Source organism: Psychrobacter proteolyticus, assembly GCF_003350005.1.
Lineage (GTDB): Bacteria > Pseudomonadota > Gammaproteobacteria > Pseudomonadales > Moraxellaceae > Psychrobacter > Psychrobacter proteolyticus.
Map to the genome: position 1 here is coordinate 318,515 of NZ_QLKS01000002.1, position 21,503 is coordinate 340,017.

Here is a 21,503-nt window from a genome sequence, read left to right on the forward strand (position 1 = left end):
GACCTATGATAGGTCGCTTTTTTATGGGATTATTAATAAGTATTTGATTGTTAATATTTAGCTGCAGGTAGAACAGCAAAGATTATTTTCACATTACTAACTTATATAGCATGTCTACATTTTATTTGCCTGATTTAGCTTCGTGTCTATATATAGCGAGTATTTTACGGATCAAAGGTTGATGATTACTCATACCTTACCCAATTAGCTTTTAAGAACGTAGCATATTTGAGGTATACAAAGTTGTATAAGTAGATAACCAAATACAACGCTAAAGAGAAGTAGTTGTATTAATGAAGGCCTACTTCGTAACAATGGGGAGCGGTTGAATTGCTAAATAGGCTAGAACAATCTAGCTTGGTACATCCATCATAGAGCTATTAGATACTACTATCTCATTTGTCATAAGTTATCTTGGCTCGATATTGTGGTAGGTTAAGTATATTAAATTGTTATTTATAAAAAAACCTCGCCAATAGTGACGAGGTTTTTTTATAACAATAAGCTTAAGACTTTAGGTAAACTTACTTATGTAAGTTCAGCTCCATCTCTTTGTATTTCGCAGAAACTGAAGGTCTTGGGCCACCAGTCATGATACTAACGGCAAAGATAGCGATAGTACTTAAGATAAAGCCTGGAACGATAGCATATAACCAGCTATTTAGTGCCATACCATCTACTTGGAAAGGGCCATAAATCCATAGGATAACAGTCAACGCACCAACAACCATACCAGCAACAGCACCATTACGGTTCATACCGCGCCATGTAAGGCTGAAGATAACTAGCGGACCAAATGCTGCGCCAAACCCTGCCCACGCATTAGAAACTAGGTTCAATACTGAGCTATCTGGATTAGAAGCAAGCATAATAGATACTAAAGCAACCGCTACGACAGAAACGCGACCAACCAATACCTGACGAGCTTCTGGTGCATCTTTATCAAAGAACAGCTTATATACATCTTTGGTTAGAGAGCTTGATACAACCAATAGCTGTGATGAGATAGTACTCATAATTGCCGCTAAAATAGCTGCCAGTAAGAAGCCTGAAACCAATGGATGGAACAAGAACTGAGTAAATACTAAGAAGATAGTCTCAGGATCGTCTAACGTCATTGCTGTTTTTTGTACATAAGCACGACCAGCAAAACCAGTCATTAGTGAACCAACAAGACTCACAACCATCCAGCTCATACCGATGTTACGTGCGGTCGGTACATCTCTAACTGAACGAATCGCCATGAAACGTACAATAATATGCGGCTGGCCAAAGTAGCCTAAACCCCATGCCATTAATGAAATAATACCGATGACACTCATACCGCTAGTAACGTCTAAAAGGGTCGGATCGATATTTCTCACCGCTTCTGTCGTGGCTGAAATACCACCAAGATCAGTAAAGGCAACGACAGGTACGATTACCATGGCAAATAGCATGATGACGCCCTGTACGAAATCGGTCATAGATACCGCTAGGAAACCACCGAATAGCGTATAAGCAACAACCACACCAGCAGTAACCCATAGGCCCGTGCTATATGAGAGGTTAAGTGAGCTTTCGAAGAGTTTACCACCACCTACAAGACTTGCAGCGGTATAGACGGTAAAGAATAGAATGATGACCACGGCTGAGATGACGCGTAGCATGTGCGACTTGTCTTCAAAGCGGTTAGCAAAATAATCGGGCAGGGTGATAGCGTTGTCAGCCACTTCGGTATAAACACGAAGGCGAGGTGCTACGATGAGATAGTTTAATAATGCACCTAATGTCAAACCTAGCGCGATCCAAATACTGACCACACCATCGGCAAACATATAACCAGGTAAGCCAAGTAGTAACCAACCTGACATATCTGATGCACCTGCAGAAAGTGCCGTTACTGCTGGGCCTAAGTTACGGCCCCCTAACATATAGCCTTCAGTATCATTGGCTTGCTTAAAATAAGCGTAAACACCAATCCCAATCATCACTAAGAAATAGGCGCCGAGTGATATCAGCACACCACTAGAAACTCCGTTCATATAAATTGTCCTTAACCAACATCGTTGGCTGTAATTATTTTTAACTATAAAAGTTTTGTCCTGCAAGGCGATGTTCAAAACAATATTTAAAGACAAAAAAAGCCATTAATTGAGACATAATGGCTTTTTTCAGTATCTTCTGTAGTTTTATATGATTGATGTTGTTCTATGGCTAGCACTCATATAGAGATAGAGAACAACGGGAACATCGCATTCCACTTATCTATTGTTATTGCTCGCATCTGCTATTTATATATGAGTATTAGCAACCTACATCATCAATCTAAACCATTAAACCTACTGTTAACCATCATATCTTACTAGAAGTATTCAATATATGACTATCAGTGTCCTTGTGGTAAATTTTTGTTATAAAAGCAACGTCAAGCGTATTATAACGCATGAGAGTCACAAATGCGAATAGCTTAATTCTTAGACTGTTATAGTGAGCTCTTTTTATTCAATAGGCGCAAGTAAGTCTAGTAGGGCGGTCACGCTGCTAGATTGAGTTAATTTTGGATTGATGACCACACCTAAATAGCGTTGTAATTCAATATTGTCAGCCATATCGATACGTTCCAAATCTTGACTGACCATCGTTTGTGGTAGTACTGACCAACCAAGACCAACAGATACCAGCATACGGATAGACTCAAGAGGGTTGGTGCTCATCGTGGCATAAGGCTTCAGATTGTGCTTGGCAAACTCAGCCAAGGTAATTTGACTGGTAAAGGTATTGGCAGAAGGCAAAATGGCAGGATAGCGCGCTAACTGCTCCAACGTCACATTAGATTTAGTAGCCAAAGGTGATAGCGTACCCGTCATAAAATAAAGAGGGTCTGACCAGAGCGTGTGATAAGTTAAGCGCTTATCATATACAGGAGGTAGAGTTACAAAGGCCAAAGACAAATCACCATCTAGTACTGCTTTATGAGCTTTTTCAGAATCTACGAAGTGTACTTCTAACTGAACAGCTGGATAAGCTTGAATGAAGTGTTTAAGGACAGGTGCTAAATGATGTAGGCCAATATGATGGCTAGTACCAATGACTAATTTGCCAGAGACGATATGCTGAGAATGCTGCAAGTTGATTTTAAAATTCTCATAATCTTCTAGCCAACGCTTGGCATGAGGTAGCATTTCACTAGCAGCTTGAGTAGGTACAATTCCACGTCCTACCGTATCAAACAAGGTAATATTAAACTCGTCTTCTAAGTTTTTGATACGTTTACTGACAGCAGGCTGAGTGATAAACAGCTTTTCTGCGGCACCTGAGATACTGCCAGTGTGCATAACGGTAACGAATGTCGTCAAGTTTGTGGTGTTCAAACGAATGTCCTTAGCTACTCTAGGAGCTATAAATAAAAGTTGGCTGACCCAATCACAACGTATTAGAAAAAAAAGTTTGCGTCTGGTTAAAAATCATCAATTATTATTATAGGATTTGCCTGCTATAATCACAAGACATCGAGGCGTATTGTGACATATTTATCCTAAAAAACTGGCTATTTGCCACTTAAAACGTATTTTAAGCGTTAATTTTAGTCATATGTTGAGTCTCGTAAAGAAATAATATTTAAATCTTAGATATGACAGTAATTATCAAACATTATAGATAGACATAGCATTTACATAGAATCTTTGCTTGGCAATGTGCAAGTAAGTAAAAATTAAGTAATTAGTAACCTATAAAGGATAGCAACATGGCTGGTCAAACGTTATATGACAAACTTTGGAACGCTCACGAAGTCACTAAGCGCGACGATGGTTCGAGCCTGATTTATATCGACCGCCACCTGTTGCACGAAGTGACGAGTCCGCAAGCATTTGAAGGGTTGGAATTAGCAAACAGAGCGCCATGGCGTTTATCGGCCAACATTGCCAGTCCGGATCATAATGTGCCGACCGTCACAAAAGAGCGCCTAGAAGGGGTGCCTGGGATTAAAGACAAGGTATCACGCTTGCAGGTTGTCACGTTGGACGATAACTGCACCAAGTTTGATATTGCTGAATTTACTATCAATGATGCGCGTCAAGGAATTTTGCACGTGGTCGGTCCAGAGCAAGGTTTGGTCTTACCGGGTATGACGGTTGTTTGCGGTGACTCGCATACAGCGACTCATGGGGCACTTGGCTGCTTGGCTCACGGTATCGGAACCTCCGAAGTTGAGCATGTATTAGCAACGCAGTGTTTGATCCAAAAGAAATCAAAAAATATGCAGATCCGTGTCACTGGCCAACTTGGTGCTGGCGTCACTTCAAAAGACGTAGTATTAGCTATTATTGCAAAAATTGGTACAGCAGGTGGAACAGGACACGCGATTGAATTTGCAGGTCAAGTGTTCGAAGACATGAGTATGGAAGGTCGTATGACCGTCTGTAACATGGCGATTGAGGCAGGCGCGCGTGTCGGTATGGTTGCGGTCGATGACATAACGATTGACTATGTCAAAGGTCGTCCCTATGCGCCAAGCGAAGCACAATGGGAACAAGCTGAAGCTTACTGGCGTACATTGTATTCAGACGATGACGCGGTATTTGATACTGTGGTAGAAATCGATGGTAGCCAGATCGCACCGCAGGTATCTTGGGGGACATCGCCTGAGATGGTAGTTGATATCACGCAATCTGTACCGACACCAGATCAAGCCATTGATGAAGCTCAAGAAGAGGGCTGGTTACGTGCTTATACTTATATGGGGCTAGAGGCAGGTCAGAAAATTACGGATATCCAACTTGACCGTATATTCATCGGTTCGTGTACCAATTCACGTATCGAAGATTTACGTGATGCGGCAGCGGTAATCAAAGGGCGTAAAGTGGCTAATAACGTAAAAGAAGCGATCGTTGTTGCAGGTTCTGGACAAGTGAAGCTGCAAGCAGAGGCAGAAGGCTTAGATACGTTATTTACCGAAGCTGGATTCGAATGGCGTGAGCCGGGTTGTTCGATGTGTCTTGCCATGAATGCCGATAAACTTGAGCCACAAGAGCACTGCGCCTCGACGTCTAACCGTAATTTTGAAGGTCGTCAGGGTAATGGTGGTCGTACGCATTTGGTTAGCCCAGCGATGGCAGCGGCAGCAGCATTGGCTGGTCATTTTGTGGATGTACGCACGTTTTAAGTCTGATAGTAAGTAGCTGACATCATGCTCGTATTAACGATAAATATATGAGCATGATGTCAAAGATGGTAAAAACTTATTTACTATTTACTATTTAATATGCTTATCAAGATCATCAGCCAGCAAAAATATAATTGATAGGAAATTTTATGCAAGCTTATAACACCCAAACAGGTATCGTTTGCCCTCTTGATCGCGCAAACATCGATACCGACCAAATTATCGCAAAACAGTTTTTGAAGTCTATTAAACGTACAGGTTTTGGCGTAAATCTATTTGACGATTGGCGCTATCTTGACGAAGGCTATCCTGGTCAAGACAACAGCACACGAGTCATCAATCCAGATTTTGTGTTGAATAAACCACGTTATCAAGGCGCTACTATTTTGCTAGCACGCAGAAACTTTGGTTGTGGCTCTAGTCGTGAGCATGCACCTTGGGCGTTATCAGAGTATGGTTTCCGTACGGTAATTGCGCCTAGTTTTGCAGATATCTTCTACAATAACTGTTTCAAAAATGGCATGTTACCGATTGTGTTGGATGAAGCGATTGTAGATACGTTAATGAAGGCAACTTTTGATAATGAAGGTTATGAGTTGACCGCAGATCTTGAGCGTCAGGTCGTTATCACACCAATGGGTGAAGAGTATGCTTTTGAAGTAGATGCTTTTCGCAAACACTGCTTGTTAAACGGACTTGATGACATTGGCTTAACTTTACAGCAAAGTGATGCTATCAAAGATTATGAGCAAAAAATGATGCAAAAAACACCGTGGATATTTAACGACGTACGAGCGTAGAGAGTAACTCTATACTCTATGGTTCAAAAAAATTTGATGTAGTCGCAACGCAGCGTTGAGTTATGGCAGTGAACTGTCTAAAATGAAAGATAGTTTTTCACTACATTTTATTATCTCTCTTGAATAGTAGCCGTCATTATGAATACGAAACGTTATGCTTTATGGACAAGTACAATTGTTGCTGGAAGCTTATTATTATCAGGCTGTCAACTGTTGACAGGCTATCAAAAAATAGATGAGGCAGAAAGTGCCGAAGCATGGATTGGTAAAATTAAACCTATTGCTGGTGAAGTAAATATTGCATGTCTGGGTACATATCATTGCGAAATTGTGCAGATAGATAAAACACTCATTATTGCGCCTGATAGTCATGAGCCAATCAATCCTCAGATTGCGACAGCTTTACCAAGTCGAAAAGGTACAGTAGAAATACCAATCAACATGGATATGACACCTCTCATTAACAAAAATGCCATTAAAGTTGTGCCGTTAGCAGCTTCGAGTATGCCAGGCTTGACCAACTACTATGCACGGGTCATGCCTGCAAAACGTGAGGTACATGTTAATTTCTATCCAGAAAATAACATGGGTTATGTTGAGCGCTTTGCGATGATCCATGATTTCACTGAAGCAGGTACCTATCAGTTACGTGCTTATCAAAAGAAAAGCAGTGGAAAATCAGGTAGTCTATTGGACACAGCATCACCTGAACCCTTGTGTATTGAGCTATGGCAAGGTAGTAAAGTGCAGCGCCGATTTTGTAAAAAACTAGATGCTGAGCATCAAGGAGAGTTTATAGAGACTGGTATGGCGAAAACGGTTTCATTAGCATCCAAAGCCAAAAAAATTGTAGCATAAGCCATGAGTGTTAAGCGCTCAAAAATATAACCAACCAATAGAAATATTTCCAAAAGGATCAGTATGGCAACGATTTTAACATTAGCGGGTGATGGTATCGGACCTGAGATCATGACTCAAGCTATTGATGTACTGAACGCGGTCAATAATAAATTTGCGTTGGATTTAACGCTTGAGTCTGGATTGATTGGCGGTGTGGCTATTGATGCAACTGGTGAGCCCTTACCAGATGCAACATTGGCGCGTGCTCGTGCTGCAGATGCTGTGTTGCTAGGTGCGGTCGGTGGGCCTAAATGGGATGCAATTGAGCGTAGTAAACGCCCTGAGCGTGGTTTGCTTAAGATTCGCGGTGAGCTTGGTTTATTTGCCAACCTACGCGTAGCCAAGCTATATCCACAGTTGGCTAATGCCTCAAGTATCAAACCTGAAATTATCTCAGGTCTAGATCTATTGATCGTTCGTGAGCTGACAGGCGGTATCTATTTTGGTGAGCCTCGTGGTATCCGCACACTAGAAAACGGTGAGCAGCAGGGCTATAACACGATGGTGTATAGCACAAGTGAGATTCAGCGCATTGGTAAAGTTGCCTTTGAATTGGCAAAAACGCGTGCGCAAGCAGCAGGTACAGCAGCTAAGGTATGTTCAGTTGATAAAGCCAATGTATTAGAAGTCACCGAGCTGTGGAAACAGACGATGATCGAGATGCAAAAAACTGACTATAGCGATGTGGCACTGTCACATATGTATGCTGACAACGCTTGCATGCAGTTAATTAAAGATCCTAAGCAATTCGATGTTATGGTAACGGGTAACATGTTTGGCGATATCCTATCTGATGAAGCCGCGATGTTGACAGGCTCTATCGGTATGTTGCCATCGGCAAGCTTAGATGAGTCAGGTAAGGGCATGTATGAGCCGTGTCATGGTTCTGCGCCTGACATCGCAGGACAAGATAAAGCCAACCCATTAGCGACTATCTTATCTGTTGCTATGATGCTGCGTTATACCTTCAAACAAGAAGAAGCGGCACAAGCAATCGAGCAGGCAGTTAGTGATGTGCTTGATGATGGTCTACGTACGCTTGATATCTTGGATAGCAGTGAAGCTGGACTTAAGCAAGTGGGCTGCCAAGAGATGGGGCAAGCGGTATTGGCTAAACTGGTATGAGTCAGCTAATCTAATGCAGACCATTTTTATGTAGTTTTTACAGTTTAATCTCGTTCATTTTATACCCATAAGTTGCTGAGCAATTTATGGGTTTTTTATGTTATAGGGGACTGAGTCGTGCCTTATTGTAAACGGATCAGTGTTTTTGTTCACCCTATTAACAAATGCACAGTAGGAAGAGTCAGTTATTAACATAAAGCTGTTAGGGAATAGTGGTAGGGCTATGGCAATATATTTCTATGATAAATTTTTCGATATTTTTCGATATTTTTCGATACATGGTAATTATTTAGGGAGTTTTTTTATGTCTCAACTACTTAAGGTTGGCAGCCTTGTTATAGTGATGGGTACAACGTCTGCATTATTAGTGGGTTGTAGCAGCAATGCTAATAATGCTGAAAATAGCGTACAAACGACTAATGAGAGCAAGTCGTCCAATAGTGGCATGACAGATCATAATAACAATGCAGGCACCGAAGCAGAGATGAATACTAGTAGCAATCAATCTACTAGTAACAGTATCGATGCTGATACGATGGACAGCAGGATGACTGATAGTAACGACATCAGTCCAGTAACCAACGGTGTTAGTCAGCAAATAGATGGCAATAGCAAAGCAGCAGATTCGCTCAATGAATTACTACCTAAGATTACATACAGTACAAAAGAGCTGTCAGATACCGCTAAAAAAGTGAATCAAGCGACATGGACAGCTGACACTAAAATTGATCGCAATGTCGGGACTAAACTGCAAGCGCTACTGAACTGGAATCATAGTGGCGTTGGTGCAGTTGATGGGTACTGGGGGAAAAACACGCGTAAAGCCATGCAAGCTTTTCAAAAGGCTCAAGGATTACCAGTAACCGAAGCGGTCAATGAAGAAACGTGGCAAGCATTGAATAAGAATTCCACGCTTACTTCACAGCCTGTATTAGTCAGTTATCAGCTGACAGATGCTGATGTGAATGTCAAAACTACCCAAATTCCTGCTAGTGCTGAAGCCAAAGCCAAGCTAGAGGGTATGTATTATGAAAGCGTCCTTGAAGCCTTGGGAGAGAAGTTTCATATCAGTCGTGACTATCTCAAATCGCTTAATCCTACTGCCAATTTTACGGCTGGTGAGACTATCACGGTATACAATCCAGGCAATCCTAACACTACACCAGTGAGCCGCGTGGTCGCTGATAAAAGCACGCAAACCCTCTATGCATACGACGACAGTAATAACCTAGTTGCCAGTTATCCGACTACAGTAGGTAGCACAGCCACGCCTTCACCAACGGGTACGCATCAGGTAAAAGTCAAAATTCATGAGCCTAATTACACTTACACTGGCGATAATGGCGAAAAATCTATTATCCCTACAGGTCCTAATAATCCTGTTGGCTTGGTATGGATCGGTCTGAGTAAACCCTCGTATGGCATTCATGGCTCACCAGATCCTGAACGTATTAGCCGTCAGGCATCAGCAGGCTGTGTTCGCCTCACCAATTGGGACGCGCTTAGCCTACTCGGTGTTATAAAGAAAGGTGCCACTGTTGAGTTCAAGTAATTCATAAAGGCGAAACAAAAAAATACCGCTGAATTTAGCGGTATTTTTTATGGTAAAAACAAACAGTCCATACTAAATGACTAAAACAGTGATAGGCAATAATGAGCAGATTAGCGTTTTCATTATTATTATCAGTTAAACCACTCAAGCGTCTATATCAGCTATCAGCGATAACGTAGCCATTTGATTGTTGACTGCCTTTTTACCAGCGTCAATACTTTCACAACCATATTGATTAGTAAGTATTTAGTTTTTACCACGGTAGGTAATGCGGCCTTTAGATAGGTCATAAGGTGTCATTTCAACTTTAACCTTATCACCTGTCAAAATACGAATATAATGCTTACGCATCTTACCAGAAATATGCGCAATGATTTCGTGCCCGTTTTCTAAACGAACTTTGAACAAAGTATTAGGAAGGGTATCAATGACTTCGCCTTCAAATTCAATAATATCGTCTTTTGCCATAATTTGTATCAATCAATTAAAAAATAAGCCCATATTATACGTAAGTTAGCGGATTAAAGCAATACGAACCTGCTTTTTACTTGACAGCATGTGAGTGATATGTATGTCAAATTACATCGATTTATTCAGGTAGGTTTAACCAAAGAGGCGTTAGGGGTGCATCTGGTAATAAGCTTTGAAAACGTTCAGGATAATAGGCATTGATAAAATATAGTCCATCACCTGAAGCGGTAGGTGGTGCAATCGTTCTATCCTTTTTGTGCAAAATATTCAAAAAATCTGCTGGTTCTAGCTCATGTCTACCAATGGCATATAATGTACCCATCAAATTGCGAACCATATGATGTAAAAATCCATCTGCTTGTATATCAAAAACGATAAATTGGCCATGAGCAAAAAGGTTGGCATGGCTAATCGTACGCACCGGTTGATTGGATTGACAGGCCGCAGCACGGTAACTGCTAAAATCATGTGTACCGACGATATCGGCTGCTGCTTGCTGCATGGCTTCTAAATCAAGCGGATCATAGATATGAGTTACTTGATGATTTAGTATGGCAGGGCGCTGTGCTTGATTGAGCGTAATATAACGATAGCGACGAGCAATAGCACCAAAACGCGCATGAAAATCAGCTGGCATGGGTTGTACCCAGCGTAGAGCAATATCATCGGGAAGTAAGCTGTTTACACCACGCAACCAATTATGAGTAGGACGATACGCATGAGTTGTAAAATGGGCAATCATATTGCTAGCATGTACACTGGCATCAGTACGCCCAGCTGCGATGACTTCTACAGGCTCGTTAGCCACTTTGCCGATAGCTGTTTCTAAGGCTTCTTGTACGCCCAAAACCTCTCGTTGTCGTTGCCAGCCATGATAATGAGTTCCTAAGAACTCAATAGCAATCGCTAAAGTGTAGGTTATTTCAATTTCAACAATTTCAGTCTCAGACATTAGGGTTTCTAAACTTATAAAATGGGAATTAATTAAAAGGTGCTTATCGCTTTTTGATGCTAGTGCCAGTTTGATTGACGTTATTTAACCAACGCTGTCTGCGTCTGGCTGGACTATCATAGCGAAGTAACAACCATAGTAATCGGGCATAAATAGCAGGTATGGTCAAACGCCCACCAGCAATGACATGATGCTCGTACTGCCAACTGCCCGCCGCATAGCTGTCGCTGACGCCGCCAAACGGACATTGACTGGCCGATATCACCATATGTCCACGCTCATGAGCAAGGTTAAGTGTCTCTGCTAGTGCAGCTGAGTAAGAGATATTACCGGAGCCAAATCCTAGTAGAATAATGCCACATGGTGGCTGCGACAATAAAGCTTGTAGCTGGTTGTTTATCATCGAAACATCGTTAGGTAGGCAGTATAGAGCATGAACACTCGCGTTTTCAGCGCGTGTTTTAATACTGGACAGCAAGTCTTGTTGGTCATCAAGCCAATGCTGCCTACAAGTGTCAGGTAGATTTTTTATATAGCTATTGGCTGGATAAGCGGCGCGAGAATGACCAGTAAATGCCATCAGATCATGACTGTGAATTTTCTGTACCGTTTGGGCAGGCCATGATTCGCCGCCAAAACTAACCTTCACGCCTGATTCACCAGCAGCGGCTAACTTTAATGAGTCGTTGAGATTGCCCCAAGCATCGCTATGTTCATCAATGTTATAACAATGCAATATTTCACTGTCTAATAATGGACGCATACTTGCGGTCAGAACAATACAAATATCACTACCTGCAAAAGCTTCTGCTAAAAATGCGCCTAAGTAACTCAACGTATCCGTGCCAGTGATGAGTACAAAGCGTCTATCACCTTTCGTATAAGCATTCAGTAGTAGTTGATAGAAATGCGTAAAATCACTAGGGGTAAGTTGGCTGCTGTCTTTGATCAGGGTGTTTTCTAACCATGAGACTGTTGGTAAACTGTTCGTACTGTCTTTTTCAGACAATAGCTGCTGTAAAGTAGGCAAAAACACTTCTGCGGATAATGGCGCTAAGGGCCTGCCGTAGCTACCAAAGGTACCGCCAGCATAAATCAGTTGAAGAGGATCGGATAGATTTTTGAGCATAACAGAAGATGGCATAGTATCAACACAGTAAACAAGTATGGAAGAAAAGAGGTGCTAAAGAATTGAGCAACGATAGCTAAAGGGTTTAATAATAGATAGTATTAGAGTTAAATGCAAAAAAAACAGCAAGCATCCTGTGATTAGGAAGTACTTGCTGATGAGAGACTAGGCTATTAACTACGCAGTACGTTCAAGTAGTAGTTTTGCTTGCTGTTTCTGCTCACTATTACCTTGAGCTATCACCTCATTGAGTAAACGTTTTGCACTGTCGTATTCACCCAGTTGTAGATATTGCCCTGCCAAATCTAACGTGACTTGATTACTATCTAATGACTTTACAAAATCAAAATCTGCTGCGAAACGTGATGAGAATTCTTCGGCTGACTCAGTATCTTGAGGTAGGACAGGGGTTTCGGCCTCAACTGGTGCGGCAGTAGACACTGGCTCAGTGTCCGATGGAGAGTCAAATAGAGAGCGGGTATCATCAATATCAAAATTATCGTCTATTAGTTTACTATCGTCGAAGACCAATGGTTCATCAGGTGCGATATTCGATTCTTCGACATCAGTAATCTCTGTCTCATCCTTGAGTAATGGTTCCTCAAGATTAATATCTGCAAAGATATCATCTTTAAGGCTGAGATTCTCGGAGGTATTGTCTGCAAAGTCAATGTCTTCAAAAATGAAATTATCGATATTATCATTGTTTTCAGTAGCAGGTAGTACGTCATTTGAGGTAGTGTTTATATTATCTGATGTATCTAAGCTCTCTAGAGATAAAGCAAAGTCATCTTCGCTGCTTTGGGTAGCATCTATAGAGTATTCTTGTGTATTAGTATCTCCGTCATTAGTTACCACTATATCTTTATCTGCATCGGCTGATAGATCATCGAAGTCTAGGATGAAGTCGTCTTCTAACGCTAACGTTTCGTTAGTACTATCTCGGACATCTGGTACGTCAGATGTTTCAATTGAAGTGGTCTCTGTAGGTGCGTCAAAATCGAACTCAAAATCACTAAGATCATGGTCTTCAATGACATTATCATTTTTAATAGTATCGGCACTGTCACTTGTAGAGGTATGAAGGTTATCATTATCTGTAATGGACAATGGTGTGACATGAGCTTCATTATCAGCATCGGGCTCATTGAAGTCTTCTTCTAATTCACTGAGCGTCAAATCAAAGCTATCTTCTGCATTTTCAGTATTAGGATTAATGTCATCAATCTCGTTTGAAAATACTGGGCTATCGATAGGTTTATCTATTACAGCATCGTGACTATCTTCAACCACAGGATGTTCAGCTATTTCAGCTGCATCATCGACTTGATCAGTAGTAGATAGGTCAAAATCTAAAGCATCAAAACTAGCTTGGTTATCTTCTGTTACTAGCTCTTGTACGGCCGTTGGACTTTGCTCTCCCACGTATAAATCTTTTAATTCATTAGCAAGTGTAAGCGTTTTTGCGCCGTTATGTATTTTAATGGTGTCATAGACATTATTAAAGTTTTCTGGCTGATCTAATGTAGCGTATATACTAAGTAGCTTGATAGATAATTGACTGTCGTTAGGCTTTTCGTTCAGTCCGCGATTGATCGCTTCAATAGCTTTATCATAGCGTTGTTGATCGACAAAACGTTGTGCAATCGTAATATGATCGAACTTGTTGCTATCATTTTGATTGCTTTGGGCAGGAGTGCCATAATCCATTTTTGGTGCTGGAGCAGTGTCATTTCTTACTGAGCTTACAGGCGGTTGCGTACTTTGCTTGTGAGCTTTATTTTTGCGTAATAAAAAACCAGCGATTAACAGGATAAGCACCAATCCGGCGATGATATAAAGCATATTGTCCATAGTTACTCCTATCCTAAGATCACAGCATCTTGCATTGATCAGTTAGGCAATTATTGATTGCGTAGTTTTTTGAGACGAGCTTGTAGCTCAGCCAGTTTTTGATTTTGTAATTGGAGCTTTTTAGTATAGTTTTCCAGCGCACTGCTGGTCTTTGACAAGCGCTGAGCTTGTGAAGCAGCCTCTTGTCTCGATGATTTTAGCGCTGCTAATATGTCGGTGCTCAGACCGTTTCCTTTGTCTCCAGCTGATTTCGCCTGTGTGCCATCTGCATCACCACCACGACTAGGGGCAAGGACAGAAAACTGCGCTTGTGGCAGTTTCTGTGTTCTAGTGGTTGTTGATTTCTTCGACACGTTGGCTGCTTGCGCTATCTCAGACGACTTTTTGGATGATGGTTGTGCTGGTTTTTTTACTACAGGTGTGTTCGCTCTACGACTGTATTGTCTTTGAGCACTAATAGCAGCTTCTAAATTTTTCTGCGATGGTATGACATCGTAGCTAGGTAGACTAAGCTTCGCATCGGCTTTTAATTGATCCGCATCTTTATTGATAAAAGCGTCAGGGTTCTGTGACTGAATCTGTTTCATCACTGCTGGCGTAGCTAGATTGTTCTCGCGCGCGATCTGCTCCGCGATCGCCCATAAGCTATCGTTGCGTTGCACCTGATATTGAGTAATAGTATTACGAGTTACTTTATTGCTAGCTTCCATTGGATTAGCAGCAGTCTTGGATGGTGCAGGTAATACTGTATCAATAGGTGTATTGCTGCCTTGAGCTGTTTCGATAACAGTGCTATCTAAGTCGATCTCACTTTTTGAGTCATCTCTCGCTTTATTGGTTGGTGTTGGTGCAAGAGGGGAGCTAGCCACAAGGTCTGTCTCTGTTTTACTACTTAGCTGTATTTGGCGTGTCACCTTTATGTTCAGGGTATCAAGCTGATTGTTAGTACTTGGCTTATCTACCGTAACTGTATCTATTGCATTTTTATCAGAGCGCACATTGGTATGGTTACCATCAGCTGTCATTGCGCCGCTATTGCTACTCTCTACACTTAGCAAACTGTTATCTAAAGGTCTCACAGAGTGCTGGCTTTCACCAATAACAGTTGAATGACTAGTATTATTGTTAGAACCGCTATTCAAATCCCCATTATTCAAGCGGCTATTTCCATAAGCAAGACTATGGACCCGTGAGGTAGCTGTCACTGTTGGCGTTTGAATATTAGGTGCTGGCAGTTTAGAAGCCAACAATTCAGTCGCTGTTTTATTTGGCTTTGATAACTTAGGTGAGGAGATAGCAGGGGTAGACATCAGTGGCGGCGGCGCGCCTTTTCTGACCGTCAAAGGCATGGCATTACTTGCAGAAACGCTAGGCAAATTTGGCTTCTTGGCACCTGTGGCGATATCTTTGCCAGTATTGATAGGTACACTATCTTTTAATGGCATTAATAATGTTTTTGGCACCATATTACGCTGGCCATCATCATTTATTGCCAATACGATATCAGCAAAAGGCTTAGATACAGGCTGTGAGGTGGTAATAAAAACTTGACCACTAGTCGCTGAGGTAGGCTGAAAGCGTACGGTCATAGAGTCAGTTGGCGTCAAACCCATTTGCTGGTAAATGGTCGAGTTTGCCAAACTGGCGGAAAAATCAGCTGCTCGAATATTACTGACGACGATGCTTGCTACTAAAGGCTCATGCTGGGCTGAAGTGACTACAGTTTTACCAATGGTTGCCGCTTGTACGCTTGGCACTAGTACGGCGTAGCCTACAGAACAAAGTAGTGCCATTGATACCGCGCGATGTACAGTAGTCAAGCGACGAGATAGATGACAAGACATGAGCGGCCCTTTAGGATAAATAAGTTGTCTTTGCTGTTATATCAAAATACCGTTTAGTTTACCAGTTTATTTCACAACTGTTGTGTCCAATGCACAAAATGTCTATGTAGTGTTCAGTCAGCTTTTCTATCTAGCAGCATGGCATCGCCATAACTAAAGAATCGATACTGTTTTTCAATAGCATGTTGATAAGCGTGTTCAATCGATGCTTTGCCAGAAAAAGCTGATACCAACATTAGCAACGTCGATTTGGGTAAATGAAAGTTGGTAAGCAACCGATCAATGACACCGAATTTAAACCCTGGATAAATAAAGATGTCCGTGTCCCCTGACCAGCTAGAGAGTGCTTGCCCATTAATAGTTGTTTTTTGATAAGCCGTTTCAAGGACGCGAGTCACCGTGGTACCAATCGCGATAACCTTATTACCATTTGCATGCGTCTGATTAATCAGCTCAGCAGTTGCTTGTGGCAGATGTGCATATTCACTATGCATAGTATGATTGAGCAGGTTGTCTGTTTTGACAGGAGCAAAAGTACCAGCGCCAACATGTAATGTCACAAAAGCAGTATTAATGCCTTTTTCTGCCAACTTATTAAGCACCAAGTCATCGAAATGCAAACTTGCTGTCGGGGCAGCGACACTTGCAAGCTTAGCGGGATCATGAAATACCGTTTGATAACGGGTATTATCAGTGTCATCAGCATGACGTTCAAAGTAGGGTGGGATAGGTAACTCGCCGTAAAGTTCTAAATCAGGCAAAATTGGCGCATCAAAGGCTAAAATAAACAAGTTGTCCTGACGACCAATCATCGCGCCACTCATATGACCATCAGCAAGTTGAAAACGTTGACTAAGTTTCAGTGCTTTGCTGGCTTTTACATGGCACAGGGCAATATGTTCTTGGTTGACTGATTCATTATTTGAATCTTCTAAATGCAGTGTCGTTATATCTAAGTCTGAGACAGTAACCAATCGCTCAATCAAAACCTCAAGTTTACCGCCAGTATCTTTTTGACCGAATAGGCGTGCCTTCATCACCTTTGTATCATTAAAGACGATCAGGTCTCCAGCGTCTAATAATTCAGGCAACTCAGAAAACAAACAGTCCTTTACAGGCGTAGCATTCGTGTCAGTGTGAGCAGGCAAGTACAAAAGTTTTGAAGCAGAACGCTGTGCCAATGGATATCGCGCAATCAAACAATCTGGTAGGTCATAGTCGTAATCTTCTACGCTTAGATAATCTAAGACGTCATTATTTTTATTGGTATCAATGGGAGCATTGGTATCAGAAGATGCAATGTGAAGTTCAGTCATAATCAGTCTTTGAATTGATAGGGATTTTGGCATAATTGTAGCAGAAATGCTTTTGTGAAAGGATATTTTACTCGATAGTAATCATATATAAGGTATCCTTTAAGCCTATAAATAGCCTAAGTAACAACCAAGCTTACTAACACCGAACATTTTTATCAATCGTTGATTAAATTACTCAAATAGATTTAGTTGGGGTAGTAACTGAGCGGCAGGTGCTAACGAAGAAAAAGTAACGCCAACCAGCCGAATAGAGAGTTGACGTGGAATATCTGAAAACAGCTTGTCTAGCCAGTAATGTGCCGATTCAGCGCTATCAAATGTTGTAGAGAGAGTATGTGAGCGGGTGATTTGAGTAAAGTCTGAATATTTGATTTTAAGGGTGATGGTATGAGCAACTAACTGCTTTTGGTGCATCTGTTTAAAGGCATCGGCGTTTTGCTCATAGATTTGCAGACGCAGTTCGTCATCGTCAGTCAAGTTGTCTCTGAATGTGGTCTCTGAACCAACGGATTTATATGTACGCTCAGATTTAACCGGACGTTCATCGCGACCATGAGCGATATCGTGATAAAACTGACCGCGTTTGCCAAACTCCTGAACTAGCGTGGCAGCTGGTATATGCCGAAGATCTGCGCCATTGTTTACACCCATGCTGTGCAAACGCTTTGCCGTTGCTTTACCTATCCCATGAAATCGTTCAATAGGCAGTGTACTAATAAAAGCATCAGCGTCTTTTGGTGTGATAATAGCAGTGCCGTTAGGCTTATTGATATCAGAGGCAATCTTGGCCAACATCTTGTTAAAGGATACACCAGCAGAAGCAGTCAATCCTGTATGTTGCAATATTTCTGCTCTTAACCAATTGGCCATTAATGTCGCTGAGCCTTTATGTATGGTGAGTCCAGTAACATCAAGATATGCCTCATCTAACGATAACGGCTCCACATGGGGCGTTAACCCATGCATGATGCGGCGGATATCATTACTGACAGCTCGATAAACCTCAAAACGTGGTCTTACAAATACTACCTCTGGACAACGTTTGCGCGCCTCATAGCAAGACATGGCTGAGCGCACTCCAAACTTACGTACTTCATAGCTAGCCGCTGCTACAACGCCGCGACCATTTGGATCACCACCAACCACTAGTGGCTTACCGCGTAGTTCAGGAAAGTCACGTTGTTCTACACTGGCGTAAAACGCATCCATATCTACATGAATAATCTTACGAAAATTGACACTTTTATTAGTCATCATAATTGATATTTTACAGGAATCAGCACTTTTATTTTAGTAGAAATTTTTAAATGTTAAAAAAGATGTTCTTATATAAACAACCTTTATATAGCAATATGTAAATAAAATATATATCAATAATTAAATATAGTGTAAGGTTAATAGTCAGGAAGATAGCAGCATATAACTTGAATAAATTAATTTTAGTTAACATATATTCACTAATTTATATGTATTTTTGCGCATATACTAGCCGTCTTATATTTTCTATACCGTCTGTCTTGATGGTTTGTCGTTCTGTCATAAATTTTAAAGCTATATGTTACAGTTCTGATGCTATCGTTTTACAATATATTAACCACGATAATAAATAGTTATGAAAGTAATAAATGATCTTTTATAGGCGTTTTATTTCCTAATAAAACATTGTTTATAGCTCATACCAAACTTGTGAATTGAGTACTGGTAAATTAACTTTCTAAAAACGTATTGACTAGAAAGTTCAAGGTAATTAAGGAGCTGATAATGAGTAATGAGTTAAAAGGGAGTGATTTGACACGAGCAATGCTAGCGCGCGGTGATAAAAAAATATGGTGTGCGGTTTGTGATGAAAGCGATGAACAAGCGATGATGGATCAGTGTGGTAATGATTTTACCGCTTATATTGTGTCATTTAATGAAGGATATTTTTATTGTAGTGCTGGTATGCCATGGAGTTATGCGGTACCAATCAAGATAAGTGCCATTATGTCATTTGAAGTATCGATATAAACGAGTTAGTAGTTTATTAAAGCAAATATAATAAGCACAAAAAAACCTCCGATAAAGGAGGCTAATTTGTATTAAGTATTGGTACCAGTGGTCGGACTCGAACCGACACGCTTTTAAAGGCAACGGATTTTGAATCCGTCATGTCTACCAATTCCATCACACTGGCATGTTAGGTGATAATAATTATTGACTAAATATTATCTAATTGGGCTACAGTGTTGACTGTATAGGCTGCGTATTATAGCAGCCTATTTAATTGCGTCAAGTATTATTTTATACAATTTTTTATTTATTCTAATGATGCTATTTAGCATCATTCTAGCCGACAAAGGCACGCTCAACTGCGTAATCTGCTTGCACGCCCATACGTGGTGAAACAGTCAGGCCGAAGTCATCTAAAATAGCAGAAACCTCAGCATTAAACGGCATGCTGCCACAAAGCATGACACGGTCGTCGTCTTTATTCATTGGCGGTAAACCAATATCTTCGAACAATTTACCTGATTTCATCAAATCAGTGACACGTCCTTGGTTTCTAAACTCTTCACGCGTAACAGTTGGATAATAGATGAATTTTTCGCGATACCATTCACCAAAGATTTCATCATTAGGCAGCTCATTTTCAAACATTTCACGATAAGCCAAATCATGAACATGACGTACGCCATGTACTAAGATGATTTTGTCAAAACGCTCATACACTTCAGGATCACGTGCTAGTGACAAGAAGGGAGCAAGGCCAGTACCTGTAGAGAGCATGTAAAGATTCTTACCTGGTAGCAGATCGTCCAATACTAATGTGCCCGTTGGTTTTTTACTGACTAACAGCTCGTCGCCTACTTTAATGTGTTGCAAGCGCGAGGTTAATGGACCATCTTGAACTTTGATAGAGAAGAATTCTAAATGATCTTCATAGTTAGGGCTGGCAATTGAATAAGCGCGTAGTAGTGGCTTGCCATCAACAACAAGTCCAATCATCGCAAATTCGCCATTACGAAAGCGTAAGCCATCGTCACGAGTGGTTTTGATACTAAATAGAGAGTCATTCCAGTGATGAACCTCTGTGACCGTTTCGGTGCGAAGTTTTGACATAAAGTCCTCGTTAATAAGTTGTTATTTGTGTGTTAAGTTTGAATAAGTATTAAATCAGAATTTTCAATGTTAAATTGAACATTATAAAAACGTATCAGTTTTTTAATCGTTGTCGAAACTGCTATTTTTATGAACGAGTAAATGATGAGTAAGCGTAATACAGCTGGTTTATCAGCTTATATATAGCCAGCTATTACGTCATTAGACATAGTAAATTTGCGTCAACGATGACAGCATTACCGGTCATATCGCCCAAATGTAAATGACTCTCATCAAATTTCTTGCTCATAATACCAAACTTTAAAATAAAAATCCGTCTAGTAGTGATTGTCTAGCATGATAAAATGGAATATCGTTAGTGAGTAATTTTGTATCATTTGGCAAAACTGCCTTATCAGGGCAGTTTTGTATTACTGGAGTTGGTCTATGCTTGATGAGAATTCCCTGTTAGATAACTACCATCAAGCTCCTGTTATTGGCTATCACCGTGCGCCGCTTTCACAAAAATTCGGTGCGCCGCGCCAGCCAAACCTGGTTGCCCTGACTAGTGTCATTGAGATGTTAGCGCCATATGATACGCCAGCTGCATTTGATGGTTTGGATAAGTTTAGTCATATATGGGTGAGTTGGCAGTTTCATCATAATTATCGATATAAAAATAACAATGAAACCAGTACTAGTTTTCGCGCTCAAGTACGTCCACCAAGATTGGGTGGTAATCAAAAAATAGGGGTGTTTGCCAGTCGCAGTATGTATCGTCCTTCAGGACTAGGTTTGTCTGTCGTCAAGCTCGAACAGGTCAAAATAATACAAGGCCGTGTATTATTGATTATCAAAGGTGCTGATATGATAGATAGCACGCCAATCATCGATATAAAGCCATATGTAGCCTATAGTGATGCGCTGACACAGACGGAAAATGGTTTTGCACCAACTGCTCCAGAGTCATTAACTGTGACCGTGACCGATGCTGCTAACGAACAGTTTATGATGCTAGTAAGCGCAGGCAAGCCTAGTAATGCTAATAATGATACAAGCAACAATGATACAAGTATCAAAGACGCAAACACTGGATTGAATAGTGCGACAGTTGCGTCTACGATTCATCGTATACAAAATCAATTGATAGCCTCAGATATGAGCATTATTAAAGAGCTAATTGCCCAAGACCCTCGTCCAGCTTATCGACGGACAGAGATAGCCACGCCATTTGTTATGCGTTATAAATCCATTGATGTGAGTTTTCAGTTGATAGAATCAGGACAGCTACAGATAATCGCTGTGGTTACGGTGTAGCTGGCTTGCATTGGTATCG

The 21,503-nt window shown here is 41.0% G+C and carries 17 protein-coding genes and 1 tRNA gene; 7 read left to right on the top strand and 11 right to left on the bottom strand.

Annotated elements, in window-relative coordinates; all coding sequences use genetic code 11:
* Nucleotides 1-524 precede the first annotated feature (524 nt).
* Together putP and DXK30_RS05870 are read right to left on the bottom strand one after the other, a co-directional pair.
* A complete protein-coding gene (gene putP, locus DXK30_RS05865; protein ID WP_114700899.1) occupies nt 525-2,024 on the bottom strand; it encodes a sodium/proline symporter PutP in 1,500 nt (499 codons plus the stop codon).
* 456 nt (nt 2,025-2,480) lie between these two features.
* A complete protein-coding gene (locus DXK30_RS05870) occupies nt 2,481-3,353 on the bottom strand; it encodes a LysR family transcriptional regulator (RefSeq protein ID WP_101205469.1) in 873 nt (290 codons plus the stop codon).
* Between the two features lie 374 nt (nt 3,354-3,727).
* Here DXK30_RS05870 and leuC point away from each other — a divergent pair, with 374 nt between their 5' ends.
* From leuC to DXK30_RS05895, 5 genes are all read left to right on the top strand, one after another.
* A complete protein-coding gene (gene leuC / locus DXK30_RS05875; protein ID WP_114700900.1) occupies nt 3,728-5,146 on the top strand; it encodes a 3-isopropylmalate dehydratase large subunit in 1,419 nt (472 codons plus the stop codon).
* A gap of 149 nt (nt 5,147-5,295) precedes the next feature.
* Nucleotides 5,296-5,946 (top strand): 3-isopropylmalate dehydratase small subunit, encoded by a 651-nt coding sequence (gene leuD, locus DXK30_RS05880; protein WP_114700901.1) that lies wholly within the window; start codon nt 5,296-5,298, stop codon nt 5,944-5,946.
* A 138-nt stretch (nt 5,947-6,084) separates the two neighbouring features.
* Complete coding sequence (locus DXK30_RS05885; protein ID WP_114700902.1) at nt 6,085-6,804, top strand: hypothetical protein; 720 nt, start codon at nt 6,085-6,087, stop codon at nt 6,802-6,804.
* 63 nt (nt 6,805-6,867) lie between these two features.
* Entirely contained in the window at nt 6,868-7,971 is a 1,104-nt protein-coding gene (leuB, locus tag DXK30_RS05890; protein WP_114700903.1) for a 3-isopropylmalate dehydrogenase, read from the top strand.
* A gap of 304 nt (nt 7,972-8,275) precedes the next feature.
* Entirely contained in the window at nt 8,276-9,523 is a 1,248-nt protein-coding gene (locus tag DXK30_RS05895; protein ID WP_114700904.1) for a L,D-transpeptidase family protein, read from the top strand.
* Nucleotides 9,524-9,769: 246 nt separating this feature from the next.
* On the opposite strand, the gene infA is transcribed toward DXK30_RS05895, so the two are convergent.
* The 7 genes from infA to dinB form a co-directional block, all read right to left on the bottom strand.
* A complete protein-coding gene (gene infA / locus DXK30_RS05900) occupies nt 9,770-9,991 on the bottom strand; it encodes a translation initiation factor IF-1 (RefSeq protein WP_021814850.1) in 222 nt (73 codons plus the stop codon).
* Between the two features lie 121 nt (nt 9,992-10,112).
* Nucleotides 10,113-10,946: a tRNA pseudouridine(38-40) synthase TruA gene (gene truA, locus DXK30_RS05905; RefSeq protein ID WP_114700905.1), complete on the bottom strand. Its 834-nt coding sequence runs from the start codon at nt 10,944-10,946 to the stop codon at nt 10,113-10,115.
* 43 nt (nt 10,947-10,989) lie between these two features.
* On the bottom strand, nt 10,990-12,090 hold the full coding sequence (locus DXK30_RS05910) for an asparaginase (protein ID WP_201637741.1): 1,101 nt from the start codon (nt 12,088-12,090) through the stop codon (nt 10,990-10,992).
* Between the two features lie 162 nt (nt 12,091-12,252).
* Nucleotides 12,253-13,929 carry a FimV/HubP family polar landmark protein gene (locus tag DXK30_RS05915; protein ID WP_114700907.1) on the bottom strand — a complete coding sequence of 559 codons (1,677 nt, stop codon included), beginning with the start codon at nt 13,927-13,929 and terminating at the stop codon, nt 12,253-12,255.
* 50 nt (nt 13,930-13,979) lie between these two features.
* Nucleotides 13,980-15,773 (bottom strand): FimV/HubP-related protein, encoded by a 1,794-nt coding sequence (locus tag DXK30_RS05920; RefSeq protein ID WP_114700908.1) that lies wholly within the window; start codon nt 15,771-15,773, stop codon nt 13,980-13,982.
* Between the two features lie 113 nt (nt 15,774-15,886).
* Complete coding sequence (gene queA, locus DXK30_RS05925; RefSeq protein WP_114700909.1) at nt 15,887-17,089, bottom strand: tRNA preQ1(34) S-adenosylmethionine ribosyltransferase-isomerase QueA; 1,203 nt, start codon at nt 17,087-17,089, stop codon at nt 15,887-15,889.
* Nucleotides 17,090-17,260: 171 nt separating this feature from the next.
* Nucleotides 17,261-18,346: a DNA polymerase IV gene (gene dinB / locus DXK30_RS05930; protein ID WP_114700910.1), complete on the bottom strand. Its 1,086-nt coding sequence runs from the start codon at nt 18,344-18,346 to the stop codon at nt 17,261-17,263.
* A 504-nt stretch (nt 18,347-18,850) separates the two neighbouring features.
* Between dinB and DXK30_RS05935 the strand changes: the two genes are divergently transcribed.
* The gene (locus DXK30_RS05935; protein ID WP_114700911.1) at nt 18,851-19,096 is read left to right on the top strand and encodes a hypothetical protein; all 246 of its coding nucleotides are present in this window, start codon (nt 18,851-18,853) and stop codon (nt 19,094-19,096) included.
* 79 nt (nt 19,097-19,175) lie between these two features.
* Here DXK30_RS05935 and DXK30_RS05940 read toward each other — a convergent pair.
* Nucleotides 19,176-19,262, bottom strand: a tRNA-Leu gene (locus tag DXK30_RS05940).
* 152 nt (nt 19,263-19,414) lie between these two features.
* Complete coding sequence (locus DXK30_RS05945; RefSeq protein WP_101205461.1) at nt 19,415-20,188, bottom strand: ferredoxin--NADP reductase; 774 nt, start codon at nt 20,186-20,188, stop codon at nt 19,415-19,417.
* A gap of 426 nt (nt 20,189-20,614) precedes the next feature.
* Here DXK30_RS05945 and tsaA point away from each other — a divergent pair, with 426 nt between their 5' ends.
* The gene (tsaA, locus tag DXK30_RS05950; protein WP_114700912.1) at nt 20,615-21,484 is read left to right on the top strand and encodes a tRNA (N6-threonylcarbamoyladenosine(37)-N6)-methyltransferase TrmO; all 870 of its coding nucleotides are present in this window, start codon (nt 20,615-20,617) and stop codon (nt 21,482-21,484) included.
* The last annotated feature ends 19 nt before the right edge of the window (nt 21,485-21,503 follow it).

Excerpts from the sequence above, each read along its gene's own strand:
- infA (WP_021814850.1), bottom strand. The coding sequence starts at position 9,991 with ATGGCAAAAGACGATATTATTGAATTTGAAGGCGAAGTCATTGATACC.
- DXK30_RS05885 (WP_114700902.1), top strand. The coding sequence starts at position 6,085 with ATGAATACGAAACGTTATGCTTTATGGACAAGTACAATTGTTGCTGGA.
- putP (WP_114700899.1), bottom strand. The coding sequence starts at position 2,024 with ATGAACGGAGTTTCTAGTGGTGTGCTGATATCACTCGGCGCCTATTTC.
- DXK30_RS05895 (WP_114700904.1), top strand. The coding sequence starts at position 8,276 with ATGTCTCAACTACTTAAGGTTGGCAGCCTTGTTATAGTGATGGGTACA.
- DXK30_RS05945 (WP_101205461.1), bottom strand. The coding sequence starts at position 20,188 with ATGTCAAAACTTCGCACCGAAACGGTCACAGAGGTTCATCACTGGAAT.
- DXK30_RS05920 (WP_114700908.1), bottom strand. The coding sequence starts at position 15,773 with ATGTCTTGTCATCTATCTCGTCGCTTGACTACTGTACATCGCGCGGTA.
- tsaA (WP_114700912.1), top strand. The coding sequence starts at position 20,615 with ATGCTTGATGAGAATTCCCTGTTAGATAACTACCATCAAGCTCCTGTT.
- leuB (WP_114700903.1), top strand. The coding sequence starts at position 6,868 with ATGGCAACGATTTTAACATTAGCGGGTGATGGTATCGGACCTGAGATC.
- queA (WP_114700909.1), bottom strand. The coding sequence starts at position 17,089 with ATGACTGAACTTCACATTGCATCTTCTGATACCAATGCTCCCATTGAT.
- leuC (WP_114700900.1), top strand. The coding sequence starts at position 3,728 with ATGGCTGGTCAAACGTTATATGACAAACTTTGGAACGCTCACGAAGTC.
- dinB (WP_114700910.1), bottom strand. The coding sequence starts at position 18,346 with ATGATGACTAATAAAAGTGTCAATTTTCGTAAGATTATTCATGTAGAT.
- DXK30_RS05935 (WP_114700911.1), top strand. The coding sequence starts at position 18,851 with ATGAGTAATGAGTTAAAAGGGAGTGATTTGACACGAGCAATGCTAGCG.
- DXK30_RS05915 (WP_114700907.1), bottom strand. The coding sequence starts at position 13,929 with ATGGACAATATGCTTTATATCATCGCCGGATTGGTGCTTATCCTGTTA.
- leuD (WP_114700901.1), top strand. The coding sequence starts at position 5,296 with ATGCAAGCTTATAACACCCAAACAGGTATCGTTTGCCCTCTTGATCGC.
- DXK30_RS05910 (WP_201637741.1), bottom strand. The coding sequence starts at position 12,090 with ATGCCATCTTCTGTTATGCTCAAAAATCTATCCGATCCTCTTCAACTG.
- truA (WP_114700905.1), bottom strand. The coding sequence starts at position 10,946 with ATGTCTGAGACTGAAATTGTTGAAATTGAAATAACCTACACTTTAGCG.